Origin of the sequence: Variovorax sp. EL159 (genome assembly GCF_900100965.1) — a bacterium.
Classification (GTDB): domain Bacteria; phylum Pseudomonadota; class Gammaproteobacteria; order Burkholderiales; family Burkholderiaceae_C; genus Variovorax.
Genome location: NZ_FMUJ01000002.1, coordinates 1,242,538 through 1,256,488 on the forward strand (window position 1 = coordinate 1,242,538; position 13,951 = coordinate 1,256,488).

General features: G+C 63.1%; 14 protein-coding genes and 1 tRNA gene. All 15 read left to right on the forward strand.

Annotation, left to right across the window (positions count from 1 at the left end):
* The first annotated feature begins 112 nt into the window (after positions 1–112).
* The 15 genes from rpsO to nuoI all read left to right on the forward strand — a co-directional run bounded on the left by rpsO (position 113) and on the right by nuoI (position 13,917).
* Positions 113–379 carry a 30S ribosomal protein S15 gene (gene rpsO, locus BLQ28_RS11955; RefSeq protein WP_093239278.1) on the forward strand — a complete coding sequence of 89 codons (267 nt, stop codon included), beginning with the start codon at positions 113–115 and terminating at the stop codon, positions 377–379.
* A 205-nt stretch (positions 380–584) separates the two neighbouring features.
* On the forward strand, positions 585–2,894 hold the full coding sequence (gene pnp / locus BLQ28_RS11960; RefSeq protein WP_093239279.1) for a polyribonucleotide nucleotidyltransferase: 2,310 nt from the start codon (positions 585–587) through the stop codon (positions 2,892–2,894).
* Between the two features lie 89 nt (positions 2,895–2,983).
* Positions 2,984–3,982, forward strand: a complete 999-nt coding sequence (locus BLQ28_RS11965; protein ID WP_093239280.1) for an NAD(P)H-quinone oxidoreductase — start codon at positions 2,984–2,986, stop codon at positions 3,980–3,982.
* A 13-nt stretch (positions 3,983–3,995) separates the two neighbouring features.
* Positions 3,996–4,760: a triose-phosphate isomerase gene (tpiA, locus tag BLQ28_RS11970; RefSeq protein ID WP_093239281.1), complete on the forward strand. Its 765-nt coding sequence runs from the start codon at positions 3,996–3,998 to the stop codon at positions 4,758–4,760.
* 37 nt (positions 4,761–4,797) lie between these two features.
* Positions 4,798–5,208 (forward strand): preprotein translocase subunit SecG, encoded by a 411-nt coding sequence (gene secG, locus BLQ28_RS11975; protein WP_093239283.1) that lies wholly within the window; start codon positions 4,798–4,800, stop codon positions 5,206–5,208.
* 119 nt (positions 5,209–5,327) lie between these two features.
* Positions 5,328–5,412 (forward strand) — tRNA-Leu (locus BLQ28_RS11980).
* A gap of 67 nt (positions 5,413–5,479) precedes the next feature.
* On the forward strand, positions 5,480–5,839 hold the full coding sequence (locus BLQ28_RS11985) for an NADH-quinone oxidoreductase subunit A (protein ID WP_055805154.1): 360 nt from the start codon (positions 5,480–5,482) through the stop codon (positions 5,837–5,839).
* A 15-nt stretch (positions 5,840–5,854) separates the two neighbouring features.
* Positions 5,855–6,334, forward strand: coding sequence for a NuoB/complex I 20 kDa subunit family protein (locus tag BLQ28_RS11990; RefSeq protein ID WP_007837763.1), 480 nt, complete (start codon positions 5,855–5,857; stop codon positions 6,332–6,334).
* Positions 6,335–6,347: 13 nt separating this feature from the next.
* A complete protein-coding gene (locus BLQ28_RS11995; RefSeq protein WP_093239284.1) occupies positions 6,348–6,959 on the forward strand; it encodes an NADH-quinone oxidoreductase subunit C in 612 nt (203 codons plus the stop codon).
* A gap of 1 nt (position 6,960) precedes the next feature.
* On the forward strand, positions 6,961–8,214 hold the full coding sequence (locus tag BLQ28_RS12000; protein WP_093239286.1) for an NADH-quinone oxidoreductase subunit D: 1,254 nt from the start codon (positions 6,961–6,963) through the stop codon (positions 8,212–8,214).
* A 10-nt stretch (positions 8,215–8,224) separates the two neighbouring features.
* A complete protein-coding gene (gene nuoE, locus BLQ28_RS12005) occupies positions 8,225–8,779 on the forward strand; it encodes an NADH-quinone oxidoreductase subunit NuoE family protein (protein WP_176801070.1) in 555 nt (184 codons plus the stop codon).
* Entirely contained in the window at positions 8,779–10,119 is a 1,341-nt protein-coding gene (nuoF, locus tag BLQ28_RS12010) for an NADH-quinone oxidoreductase subunit NuoF (protein ID WP_093239289.1), read from the forward strand. Before nuoE ends, nuoF begins: the two co-directional genes overlap by 1 nt.
* Before the next feature lie 20 nt (positions 10,120–10,139).
* Positions 10,140–12,302, forward strand: coding sequence for an NADH-quinone oxidoreductase subunit NuoG (nuoG, locus tag BLQ28_RS12015; protein WP_093239291.1), 2,163 nt, complete (start codon positions 10,140–10,142; stop codon positions 12,300–12,302).
* A complete protein-coding gene (nuoH, locus tag BLQ28_RS12020; RefSeq protein WP_371126624.1) occupies positions 12,299–13,378 on the forward strand; it encodes an NADH-quinone oxidoreductase subunit NuoH in 1,080 nt (359 codons plus the stop codon). Before nuoG ends, nuoH begins: the two co-directional genes overlap by 4 nt.
* 17 nt (positions 13,379–13,395) lie before the next feature.
* Positions 13,396–13,917, forward strand: a complete 522-nt coding sequence (gene nuoI / locus BLQ28_RS12025; RefSeq protein WP_093239292.1) for an NADH-quinone oxidoreductase subunit NuoI — start codon at positions 13,396–13,398, stop codon at positions 13,915–13,917.
* Positions 13,918–13,951 lie beyond the last annotated feature (34 nt).

Genomic DNA, 13,951 nt, shown 5'->3' on the forward strand with positions numbered 1-13,951 from the left:
GGCAAGCCCAGCTCGGGCTATAATCCCGAGGCTTTGCATGCCGCAAGGCGCACGGTGAGGGCAGTTCCAGCGCTTACCGCAAGTCAAACATCCCGGAACAAGGAAATTCAACATGATCGCAGCCTCCATCAAGGCCGAAGTCGTCAAAGACAATGCCCGCGCCGCCAACGACACTGGCAGCCCCGAAGTGCAAGTCGCACTGCTGACCGCCCGTATCAACGAACTCACCCCCCACTTCAAGACGCACGCCAAGGACCACCATGGTCGTCGCGGCCTGCTGCGCATGGTGAGCCGCCGTCGCAAGCTTCTCGACTACCTCAAGTCCAAGAACGCCGACCGTTACACCGCGCTGATCGCCAAGCTGGGTCTGCGCAAGTAAACCGAATCGCATGAAAAAACGCCTGGGTTAGTCCGCTAGCTCAGGCGTTTTTTACTTCGCGATCCACTTTCGGAGTGCCAAAACAGAGCGAAGCTGTGTCATTCCAATGAAGTTCGTCCCGAGCTTCACTGGAATGGCATCGTGTTCTGAGAAGCCTCCGTCCTTTGCGGGTCCTGTGTGGCCTGCTACTAAAACAGGAGCAAACATGAGCCTCTTCAACAAAGTCACCAAGTCCTTCCAATGGGGCGACAAGACTGTCGTCATGGAAACGGGCGAAATCGCACGCCAGGCCAGCGGCGCCGTGCTCGTCGACATCGACGGCACCGTGATCCTGGCGACCGTGGTCGCCTCCAAGACCGCCAAGCCGGGCCAGGACTTCTTCCCGCTGACCGTCGACTACATCGAGAAGACCTACGCTGCAGGCAAGATTCCCGGCAGCTTCTTCAAGCGCGAAGCCAAGCCCAGCGAACACGAAACGCTGACCAGCCGCCTGATCGACCGTCCGATCCGCCCGCTGTTCCCTGAAGGCTTCCTGAACGAAGTGCACGTGGTCATCCACACCGTGTCGCTCAACCCCGAAGTCGACGCCGACATCGCCGCCATGATCGGCGTGAGCGCCGCGCTCTCGATCTCCGGCGTGCCCTTCAACGGCCCGATCGGTGCCGCCCGCGTGGGCTACATCAACGGCCAGTACGTGCTGAATCCGGGCCAGACCGCCCGCAAGGATTCGCAGATGGACCTCGTCGTCGCCGGCACGCAAGCCGCCGTGCTGATGGTCGAGTCCGAAGCCCTGCAACTCAGCGAAGAAATCATGCTGGGTGGTGTGGTGTTCGGCCATGAGCAAGCCAACGTCGCGATCAACGCGATCCACGAACTCGTGCGTGACGCCGGCAAGCCGGTGTGGGACTGGCAAGCGCCCGCCGAAGACGAAGCCTTCGTTGCCAAGGTCAAGGGCCTGGCCGAAGAAAAGCTGCGCGCCGTTTATCAAATCCGCAGCAAGCAAGCCCGTACGCAGGCCCTGCGCGAAGCCAATGCCAGCGTGATGAACACGCTGAAGGAAAGCGGCGAGCCTTTCGATGCAGGCAAGGTCAACGACCTGCTGTTCGCCATCGAATCGAAGATCGTGCGCAGCCAGATCCTGTCGGGTGAACCCCGCATCGACGGCCGCGACACGCGCACCGTGCGCCCCATCGAGATCCGCAACTCGGTGCTGCCCCGCACCCACGGTTCGGCCCTGTTCACGCGCGGCGAAACGCAAGCGCTGGTCATCACCACGCTCGGCACCGAGCGCGACGCGCAGCGCATCGACGCGCTGGCAGGCGAGTACGAAGACCGCTTCCTGTTCCACTACAACATGCCTCCCTTTGCTACCGGCGAAGTGGGCCGCATGGGCTCGACCAAGCGCCGCGAAATCGGCCACGGCCGCCTGGCCAAGCGTGCGCTCGTCGCCGTGTTGCCGTCGAAGGAAGAGTTCCCGTACACCGTGCGCGTGGTTTCGGAAATCACCGAGTCGAACGGTTCGTCGTCGATGGCTTCGGTCTGCGGCGGCTGCCTCTCGATGATGGACGCCGGCGTGCCCATGAAGGCGCACGTGGCGGGTATCGCCATGGGCCTGATCAAGGAAGACAACCGCTTCGCCGTGCTGACCGACATCCTGGGCGACGAAGATCACCTGGGCGACATGGACTTCAAGGTGGCCGGCACGACCAACGGCATCACCGCGCTGCAGATGGACATCAAGATCCAGGGCATCACCAAGGAAATCATGCAGGTCGCATTGGCACAAGCCAAGGAAGCGCGCATGCACATCCTGGGCAAGATGCAGGAAGCGATGGGCGAGGCCAAGGCCGAAGTCTCCAGCTTCGCGCCGCGCCTGACCACGCTGAAGATCAACCCCGAGAAGATCCGCGACGTGATCGGCAAGGGCGGCTCGGTCATCCGTGGCCTGCAGGAAGAAACCGGCACGACGATCAACATCGACGAAGACGGCACCATCACCATCGCCTCGACCGATCCGGAAAAGGCCGAACTGGCCAAGAAGCGCATCGAGCAGATCACCGCCGAAGTTGAAATCGGCAAGGTCTACGAAGGCCCGGTCACCAAGATCCTGGACTTCGGTGCGCTCATCAACCTGCTGCCCGGCAAGGACGGCCTGCTGCACATCAGCCAGATCGCGCACGAACGCGTCGAGAAGGTGACCGACTATCTGAGCGAAGGCCAGATCGTGAAGGTCAAGGTTCTGGAAACCGACGAAAAGGGCCGCGTCAAGCTGTCCATGAAGGCTCTGACCGAGCGTCCCGCCGGCATGGAATACAGCGAGCGCCCGCCGCGTGAAGACCGCGGCGATCGCGGTGACCGTGGCGGCGACCGCCGTGAGCGTTCGGACCGTGGCGATCGTGGCGATCGTGGCGAGCGCGCACCGCGCTTCAACGACCAGCAGCAACAGCCGCGCAATGAGCAACCGCAGGCTCCGGCCGGCGAGCAGCAGCAGGCCCCGCGCGAGCCTCAGGAGTAAGAAGGGCGCAGCGGCAGGTTTTCCCTGCCGTTGCTATCTTTTGAACAGCTAGCTTCGCCCCACATGCGGGCGTTGGAGGCCGAAAGACCATGAAAGCCATTGAAATCACTTCGTTCGGCGCCCCCGAGGTGCTGCGCGTCGCAGAGCGTCCCGATCCGGTTGCGGGTGCGGGCGAGCTGCTGATCCGCGTTGCGGCGAGTGGCGTCAATCGTCCCGACGTGCTGCAGCGGATGGGCAACTATCCGGTGCCGCCCGGCGCATCCGATCTGCCGGGCCTCGAAGTGGCCGGCGAGATCGTGTCGGGCGATGCTGCGGCATTGGCCGAGGCGGGTTTCAAGGTCGGTGATCGCGTCTGTGCGCTGATTGCGGGTGGCGGATATGCCGAGCTGTGCGTGGCGCCTGTGGCGCAGTGCCTGCCGGTGCCCAAGGGTTGGAGCGATGTCGATGCGGCTTCGCTGCCCGAGACCTTCTTCACCGTCTGGAGCAATGTGTTCGAGCGCGGCCGCCTGCAAAAGGGCGAGACGCTGCTGATCCAGGGTGGATCGAGCGGCATCGGCGTCACGGCGATCCAGATCGCCAAGGCGCTCGGTGCCACTGTGATCGTCACGGCAGGCAGCGACGACAAGTGCGAAGCCTGCAAGAAGCTCGGCGCCGATCACGCCATCAACTACCGCACGACCGATTTCGTTGAAGAGGCGAAGAGGCTCACCGGTGGCAAGGGTGTGGATGTGGTGCTCGACATGGTCGCCGGCGACTACGTGGCGCGCGAGATCGAGTGCCTGGCTGAAGATGGCCGGCTCGTGATCATTGCAGTGCAGGGCGGTGTGAAGAGCCAGATCAATGCGGGCCTCGTGCTGCGCAGGCGGCTCACGATCACCGGCTCGACGTTGCGCCCGCGCCCGGTGGCGTTCAAGGGCGCCATTGCCAAGGCGCTGCGCGAGAAGGTGTGGCCGCTGCTGGAGAGCGGCGCGATCAAGCCTGTGATTCACAGCACCTTTGCGGCAGTGGGTGAACCGAGTGGCGCAGCCCAGGCTCACACGCTGATGGAATCGAACCAGCACATCGGCAAGATCGTGCTGACATGGTGACAAGAAGAACGCGATGACAACCAAGAAGAAACTGATCGCCGGCAACTGGAAGATGAATGGCGGCCTGGCCGCCAACGAGACGCTGGTGAAAGCCTTGCAACAAGGCCTGGCTGCCAGCCCGGCGGGTTGCGATGTCGCCTTGTGCGTGCCTGCGCCTTACTTCGCCCAGCTGCAGTCGCTGCTGGCGGGCTCTGCGGCGATGGCGCTCGGTGCGCAGGATGTTTCGGCGCATCCGCAAGGGGCGTTCACCGGCGAACAGTCGGCGGCGATGCTGAAGGATTTCGGCGTGCGCTATGCCATCGTCGGGCATTCCGAGCGTCGGCAGTATCACGGCGAGACCGATGAAGTTGTGGCTGCGAAGGCGGCTGCGGCACTGGCCAACGGCATCACGCCGATCGTCTGCGTCGGTGAAACGCTGGCGCAACGCGAGGCAGGGCAGACCGAAGAGGTCGTCAAGCGCCAACTGGCTGCGGTGATCCATGTCAATGGGCACTGCATCAGCGAAATCGTCGTGGCTTACGAGCCGGTCTGGGCCATTGGCACGGGCAAGACGGCAACGCCTGAGCAGGCGCAGGCAGTGCACGCCGTGCTGCGCGCGCAGCTGCACCATGCGGCGAGCGAGCATGCGGCTGGCATCAACATTCTTTACGGCGGAAGCATGAGCGCGGCCAATGCCGCGGAACTGCTTGCGCAGGCCGACATCGACGGCGGCCTCATCGGTGGCGCGTCGCTCAAGGCCCCCGATTTTCTGCAGATCATTTCTGCCGCTGCGCGCTGAACGCGCAACGGCTGCTATCAATTAGGAGTAAGAACGAATGAACGTGGTCCTCAACCTTCTGGTCGGCGTGCAGATGCTGGCAGCCCTGGCAATGATCGGCCTGATCCTGATCCAGCACGGCAAGGGTGCCGACATGGGCGCCGCCTTCGGCAGCGGCAGTGCCGGTAGCCTGTTTGGTGCCAGTGGCAGTGCGAACTTTTTGTCGCGCACCACGGCTGTGCTCGCTGCTGTGTTCTTTGCATGCACGCTGCTGCTGGCTTACTTCAGCCATGCACGGCCTGCGGGTGGTGGCAGCCTTCTCGAGCGCGCCGCCGTGGGTGCGCCCGCAACGCCTGCTGCGCCCACCACTGGTGCGGCTGGTGAAATCCCCGGTGCGGCAGCTCCGAGCTCCCCTGCTTCGGCTCCTGCAGCCCCTGTTTCGGGTGCGGGTCAGATTCCCAACAAATAATCAAAGAGTTTTCGTGCAGCCGCCAGCGAGAAACGGCTTCATTTCAGGGTAAACTCTAAAGCTGTTCAGAAAGCCAAATGCCTTAACAGGTACCTCATGCCATCTGAGCAGCAAAAACCGCGGTCGTGGTGAAATTGGTAGACACGCTATCTTGAGGGGGTAGTGGCGAAAGCTGTGCGAGTTCGAGTCTCGCCGACCGCACCAAATCTCATCGGCAGAAAATCTCATTCAGAGGTTCTTCTGCCGGTGGCAAGCGGTGAAAAATTTCTCGATGAACCTCGATTCCTACCTTCCCGTCCTTTTGTTCATTTTGGTCGGGGTCGGCGTAGGCGTCGCCCCCCAAGTCATCGGATACATCCTGGGTCCCAATCGGCCCGACGCTGCGAAGAACGCTCCCTACGAGTGTGGCTTCGAGGCCTTCGAGGATGCGCGCATGAAGTTCGACGTGCGCTATTACCTCGTCGCAATTCTCTTCATCCTGTTCGATCTCGAAATTGCCTTTCTCTTTCCGTGGGCCATTGCGCTCAAGGAGATCGGTGCTGTCGGCTTCTGGGCCATGATGATCTTTCTCGCCATCCTCGTCGTGGGCTTCGTCTACGAGTGGAAAAAAGGCGCGCTCGACTGGGAATGACAAGGAAGCTACACAATGGCCATTGAAGGCGTTCTCAAAGAAGGCTTCGTCACCACGACCTACGACTCGGTGGTGAACTGGGCGAAGACCGGATCTCTCTGGCCGATGACTTTCGGCCTCGCATGCTGTGCGGTGGAAATGATGCACGCAGGCGCTGCCCGCTACGACATCGATCGTTTCGGCATGCTGTTCCGCCCCAGCCCGCGTCAGTCCGATCTGATGATCGTGGCCGGCACGCTGTGCAACAAGATGGCGCCCGCTCTGCGCAAGGTCTATGACCAGATGCCCGAGCCGCGCTGGGTGCTGTCGATGGGTTCGTGCGCGAATGGCGGTGGTTACTACCACTACAGCTATTCGGTGGTGCGCGGCTGCGACCGCATCGTGCCGGTCGACGTCTATGTGCCGGGTTGCCCGCCCACCGCCGAAGCGCTGCTCTATGGCGTGATCCAGCTGCAGCAGAAGATTCGCCGCACCAACACCATTGCCCGTGCCTGAGAGATTGCCGACGATGACTGACTTTGCAATTTCGCCGGAGGTGTTGCGCGCCACCATCGCCGAGACGCTCGGCGCCAAGGCCAAGAGCGTCACGCTCGCCCTCGGCGAAGTGACCGTGGTGGTGGGTGCGGCCGACTACATCGAGGCTGCAACCATCCTGCGCGACGCGCCCGGTTGCCGTTTCGAGCAGCTGATCGACCTCTGCGGCATGGACTATTCCGACTACCGCGAAGGCGAGTGGCAAGGCGAGCGCTATGGCGTCGTCTCGCACCTGCTGTCGGTGAGCCTCAATCAACGCGTGCGCCTGAAGGTGTTCGCGCCGAATGAAGACCTGCCCGTGGTCGACTCCCTCCAGCCCGTCTGGAATGCCGCCACCTGGTTCGAACGCGAAGCCTTCGACCTCTACGGCATCGTGTTCGATGGCCACGACGACCTGCGCCGCATCCTGACCGACTACGGCTTCATCGGCCACCCGTTCCGCAAGGATTTCCCGGTGTCGGGTCACGTCGAAATGCGTTACGACGAAGAGCAAAAGCGCGTCGTGTACCAGCCGGTATCGATCGAGCCGCGAGAAATCACGCCGCGCGTGATCCGCGAAGACAACTACGGCGGCGGTTTGCACTGATATGGCCGAAATCAAGAACTACACCCTCAACTTTGGCCCTCAGCATCCGGCCGCGCACGGCGTGTTGCGCCTGGTGCTCGAGCTGGACGGCGAAGTGATCCAGCGTGCCGACCCGCACATCGGCCTGCTGCACCGAGCGACCGAGAAGCTCGCCGAGTCGCGTACCTTCATCCAGTCGCTGCCGTACATGGACCGCCTCGACTACGTGTCGATGATGTCCAACGAGCACGCCTATTGCCTCGCCATCGAGCGGATGATGGGCCTCGAAGTGCCGATCCGCGCGCAGTACATCCGCGTGATGTTCGCCGAGATCACCCGCCTGCTGAACCACCTGCTGTGGCTCGGTGCGCACGGTCTGGACTGCGGTGCGATGAACATGCTCATCTACTGCTTCCGCGAGCGTGAAGACCTGTTCGACATGTACGAAGCCGTGTCCGGCGCGCGCATGCACGCGGCGTACTTCCGTCCGGGCGGTGTCTACCGCGACCTGCCGGACGCCATGCCGCAGTACAAGGTCAGCAAGATCAAGAACGCCAAGGCGATCGAGCGTCTCAACGAAAACCGCCAGGGTTCGCTGCTCGATTTCGTCGACGATTTCTGCAAGCGCTTCCCGAAGATGGTCGACGAGTACGAGACGCTGCTCACCGACAACCGTATCTGGAAGCAGCGCACCGTGGGCATCGGCGTGGTCACGCCTGAGCGCGCGCTCAACCTCGGCTTCACCGGTCCGATGCTGCGTGGCTCGGGCATCGAATGGGACCTGCGCAAGAAGCAGCCCTACGACGTCTACGACCAGATGAAGTTCGACGTGCCGGTCGGCAAGACCGGCGACTGCTATGACCGCTACCTCGTGCGCGTCGAAGAGATGCGCCAGGCCAACCGGATCATCCAGCAGTGTTCGACGTGGCTGCGTGCCAACCCCGGCCCGGTCATCACCGACAACCACAAGGTCGCCGCGCCCGCGCGCGAATCGATGAAGGCGAACATGGAGGAGCTGATCCACCATTTCAAGCTCTTCACCGAAGGCTTCCACGTGCCTGAAGGCGAGGCGTATGCCGCCGTCGAGCATCCGAAGGGCGAGTTCGGCATCTATCTCGTGAGCGACGGCGCCAACAAGCCGTACCGCCTGAAGATCCGCGCCCCTGGTTTCCCGCACCTCGCCGCCCTCGACGAAATGTCGCGCGGTCACATGATCGCCGACGCTGTCGCGGTGATCGGCACGATGGACATCGTGTTCGGCGAGATCGACAGGTGAGAAAGAGCGAATGACTTCCTCGACCCACCATGACACGGCGCCTTCGGCGCCTTCTTCCCCTTTGAAGCCTGCGATCCTCGAGCGCTTTGCGCGCGAGGTGGCCAAATACCCCGAAGCAGGCAAGCAGTCGGCTGTGATGGCCTGCCTTGCCATCGTCCAGCAGGACGAGGGTTTCGTGAGCCTGCAGCGCGAGCGCGAGATCGCCGAGTACCTCGGCATGGCGCCTATCGCCGTGCATGAAGTCACGACCTTCTACAACATGTACAACCAGCACCCGGTGGGCAAGTTCAAGCTCAACGTGTGCACCAACCTGCCTTGCCAGCTGCGCGACGGTGTCACGGCGCTCGTGCACCTCGAGAAGAAGCTGGGCATCAAGATGGGCGAGACCACGGCCGATGGCCTGTTCACGCTGCAGCAGAGCGAATGCCTGGGCGCCTGCGCCGATTCGCCCGTGATGTTGGTCAACGACCGCACCATGTGCAGCTTCATGAGCAACGAGAAGCTCGACCAGCTGATCGACGGCCTGCGCACTGCCGCGCCGGCCACCAAGGGGGAGGCTTCGTGATGTCACCCGAACAAGTGCTCCAGCAGTTCCAGGCCACCGGCGTCCAGACCTGCTTCCATGACCGCCATATCGAGCCGCAGATCTATGCGGGCCTCAATGGCACCAACTGGCGTCTGGCCGACTACGAAGCGCGTGGCGGCTACCAGGCGCTGCGCAAGATCCTCACCGAGGGCCTCACGCCCGACCAGGTGATCGCCGAAGTCAAGGCTTCGGGCCTGCGCGGCCGTGGCGGCGCGGGTTTCCCGACCGGCCTGAAGTGGAGCTTCATGCCCCGCCAGTTCCCGGGCCAGAAGTACCTCGTCTGCAACTCCGACGAAGGCGAGCCGGGTACCTGCAAGGACCGCGACATCCTGCAGTTCAATCCCCACATCGTGATCGAAGGCATGGCCATCGCCGCATATGCGATGGGCATCAGCGTGGGCTACAACTACATCCACGGCGAGATCTTCCAGAGCTACGACCGCTTCGAGGAAGCCCTCGAAGAAGCGCGCGCCGCGGGCTACCTCGGCGACAAGATCATGGGCAGCACGTACAACTTCCAGTTGCACGCAGCCCACGGCTTCGGTGCCTATATCTGCGGCGAAGAAACCGCGCTGCTCGAATCGCTCGAAGGCAAGAAGGGCCAGCCGCGCTTCAAGCCGCCGTTCCCGGCGAGCTTCGGCCTGTACGGCAAGCCGACCACCATCAACAACACCGAGACCTTCGCGGCGGTGCCCTGGATCATCCGCAATGGCGGCCCGGCCTACCTCGAATGCGGCAAGCCGAACAACGGCGGCACCAAGATCTATTCGGTGAGCGGTGACGTCGAGCTGCCCGGCAACTACGAAGTGCCCATGGGCACACCGTTTTCCAAGCTGCTCGAACTGGCTGGCGGTGTCCGCAAGGGCCGCAAGCTGAAGGCCGTGATCCCCGGTGGTTCGTCGGCGCCAGTGCTGCCGGCCGACATCATGATGGCCTGCACCATGGACTACGACTCCATCGCCAAGGCCGGCTCGATGCTGGGCTCGGGCGCGGTCATCGTCATGGACGACAGCCGCTCGATGGTCGAGTCGCTCAAGCGCCTCTCGTACTTCTACATGCACGAGTCCTGCGGCCAATGCACGCCTTGCCGCGAAGGCACGGGCTGGCTCTACCGCGTGGTGGACCGCATCCACAACGGGCAGGGCAAGCCCAGCGACCTGCAACTGCTGGATTCCGTGGCCGGCGACATCATGGGCCGCACGATCTGTGCGCTCGGCGATGCGGCCGCAATGCCCGTGCGCGCCATGATCAAGCACTTCCGTCACGAGTTCGAGGCCCTGATTCCGGGCTACGTCCCGGCGGCGCCCGTCAAGGACTGAGCGCGAGAAGAAACATACTCATGATAGAAATCGAACTCGACGGCAAGAAGGTCGAAGTGACCGAAGGCAGCATGGTGATGCATGCGGCCGACAAGGCGGGCACGTACATCCCGCACTTCTGCTATCACAAGAAACTCAGCATCGCGGCCAATTGCCGCATGTGCCTGGTCGACGTGGAAAAAGCGCCCAAGCCGATGCCGGCCTGCGCCACGCCCGTCACGCAGGGCATGATCGTTCGCACCAAGAGCGAAAAGGCCATCAAGGCGCAGCAGTCGGTCATGGAGTTCCTTCTGATCAACCACCCGCTGGATTGCCCGATCTGCGACCAGGGCGGCGAATGCCAGCTGCAGGACCTGGCCGTGGGCTATGGCGGCTCTTCTTCGCGCTACGAAGAAGAAAAGCGCGTCGTCTTCCACAAGGACGTCGGCCCGCTGATCAGCATGGAAGAAATGAGCCGCTGCATCCACTGCACGCGCTGCGTCCGTTTCGGCCAGGAAGTGGCCGGCGTGATGGAGCTCGGCATGTCGCACCGCGGCGAGCACTCCGAAATCGAAACCTTCCTCGGCGATTCGGTCGACTCCGAACTGTCGGGCAACATGATCGACATCTGCCCGGTCGGCGCGCTCACGAGCAAGCCGTTCCGCTACAGCGCCCGCACCTGGGAACTGTCGCGTCGCAAGTCGGTGAGCCCGCACGATTCGACGGGTGCCAACCTGATCGTCCAGGTCAAGAACAACCGCGTGATGCGCGTGGTGCCGCTCGAGAACGAAGACGTCAATGAATGCTGGATCGCCGACCGCGATCGCTTCTCGTACGAAGCGCTCAACGGCACCGAGCGCCTGACGCAGCCCATGCTCAAGCAGGGCGGCCAATGGCAGCAGGTCGACTGGCAGACGGCGCTCGAGTACGTGGCCAACGGCCTCAAGCAGATCAAGGCCGACCACGGTGCCAAGAGCATCGGCACGCTGGTCAGCCCGCACAGCACGCTCGAAGAGCTGCAACTGGCCGCCATGCTCACGCGTGAACTCGGCAGCGACAACATCGACTACCGCCTGCGCAACGCCGAATTTACGGCCTTCGAAGGCGTCCGCTGGCTCGGCACCTCGATCGCCTCGCTCACGCAAGTGCAGCGCGCGCTGGTCGTCGGTTCGAACCTGCGCAAGGAACATCCGCTGTTCGCACAGCGCATCCGCCAGGCCGTGCGCAAAGGCGCCGCGCTGTCGGTGATCACCTCGGCCAACCTGATGGCCACCCGCGATGCTTGGGCCATCGACGTGGCGCAATCGACGATCGTCGGTGCCGACCAGTGGGTCGAAGCGCTGGCTGCCGTTGCTGCCGCCATCGCTCAGACCAACGGTGCCACCGCACCGCTGGCCCCGAAGAATGCACCCGACGCCGCTGCACAAGCCATCGCAGCCTCGCTGCTGAGCGGCGAACGCAAGGCCATCCTGCTTGGCAACGCCGCCGCCCATCACGGACAAGCCAGCAGCCTGCTGGCCCTTGCGAACTGGATCGGTGCGCAGACCGGCGCCAGCGTCGGCTACCTGACCGAAGCGGCCAACACCGTGGGTGCGCAGATCGTTGGCGCCTTCCCGAAGAACGGCGGCCTCGATGCCGGCCGCATGCTCGCCGCAGGCTCCGGCCTGAAGGCCGTGCTGCTGCTGAACACCGAGCCGGTGTTCGACTCGGCCGTCGGCGCTGCCGCTGCCGACGTCATCGGCAATGCACAGATGGTCGTCACGCTGAGTCCGTTCAAGGCCAACCTCGAATTCAGCGACGTGTTGCTGCCCATCGCGCCATTCACCGAAACGCCCGGCACCTTCATCAATGCCGAAGGCCGCCTGCAAGGTTTTCATGCCGTCGTGAAGCCGCAAGGCGAAACGCGTCCGGCGTGGAAGGTGCTGCGCGTGCTGGCCAACCTGCTCGGCCTGCCCGGCTTCGCGTTCGAATCGACCGCTGACGTACTCAAGACAGTGGGCGAGGGCGGTGCCGTTCCGGCCAACGCATTGAACAACGCGACCGCTGCGAACGCCGTCGCATCCAACGGCGCTGTGCCGGCACCCGTGGTCGCGAGCATCTACCAGCTCGACTCGATCGTGCGCCGTGCCCCGTCGCTGCAACTGACCGCCGATGCACGCCATGCATCGGTCGCACCGGCCCGTGCCGAGGAGGCATTGGCATGATCGTCGACGCAATTCATGGCTTCGGCCAGGGGCTGGTCGCCGCAGGTTGGTGGACCACCGTGGTCTGGCCCGTGATCTGGACGCTGATCAAGATCATCGTGGTCGTGATCCCGCTGATGCTGGCCGTGGCGTACCTCACGCTGTGGGAGCGCAAGGCCATCGGCTTTACGCAGATCCGTATCGGCCCGAACCGCATCGGACCGCTGGGCCTGCTCCAGCCGATCGCCGACGCGCTCAAGCTGATGACCAAGGAAATCATTCTTCCGACGGTCGCCAACAAGGGCCTGTTCCTGCTGGGCCCGATCATGACCATCATGCCGGCGCTGGCCGCATGGGCCGTGATTCCCTTCGGTCCCGACGTGGCGCTGGCCAACATCAATGCCGGCCTGTTGTTCGTGATGGCCATCACCTCGCTCGAGGTGTACGGCGTGATCATCGCCGGCTGGGCCTCGAACTCGAAGTACGCCTTTCTGGGCGCGCTGCGCGCTTCGGCACAGATGGTGAGCTACGAAATCGCGATGGGCTTCTGCTTCGTCGTGGTGCTGATGGTCACCGGCAGCCTGAACATGAGCGAGATCGTGAACGTTCAGGGCAAGGGCATGTTCGCCAACATGGGCGTCGGCTTCCTGTCGTGGAACTGGCTGCCGCTGCTGCCGATCTTCGTCGTCTACTTCATCTCGGGCCTGGCCGAAACCAACCGCCACCCGTTCGACGTGGTGGAAGGCGAATCCGAAATCGTTGCCGGCCACATGATCGAGTACTCGGGCATGAGCTTCGCGATGTTCTTCCTGGCCGAGTACGCCAACATGTGGCTGGTCTCGATCCTGACCGTCGTGTTGTTCCTCGGCGGCTGGCTGCCACCGTTCGAGTTCCTGAGCTTCATTCCGGGCTGGATCTGGCTGGGTGCCAAGACCTTCTGCGTGGTCACCATGTTCCTGTGGGTGCGCTCGACGTTCCCGCGCTTCCGCTATGACCAGATCATGCGTCTGGGCTGGAAGATCTTCATTCCCGTCACCCTCGTGTGGCTGGTCGTGGTCGGTGGCTGGATGCAGACGCCGTTCAACATCTGGAAATAACTGGAAGCGCCAACATCATGTCTGCTGCGCACACCGCAACACCGTCCGCGCCGTTCTCGCTGAAGGACTTCCTCGGCAGCTTCATGCTGTTCGAACTGTTCAAGGGCCTGGCGATCACGGGCAAGTACGCCTTCGCCCGCAAGATCACGGTGCAGTTCCCCGAAGAGAAGACGCCGCTGTCGCCGCGTTTCCGCGGCCTGCACGCACTGCGTCGTTATGAAAACGGCGAAGAGCGCTGCATTGCCTGCAAGCTCTGCGAAGCCGTCTGCCCGGCGCTGGCCATCACCATCGAATCCGAAGTGCGCGACGACGGCTCGCGTCGTACCTCGCGCTATGACATCGACCTGACCAAGTGCATCTTCTGCGGCTTCTGCGAAGAAAGCTGCCCGGTCGACTCGATCGTCGAGACGCACATCTTCGAATACCACGGCGAAAAGCGGGGCGACCTGTACTTCACCAAGGACATGCTCCTGGCCGTGGGCGATCGCTACGAAAAAGAAATTGCAGCGAACAAGGCGGCCGACGCCAAGTACCGCTGATCCGGTTCAGCCCGAAACCCGTACCAACTCGAAT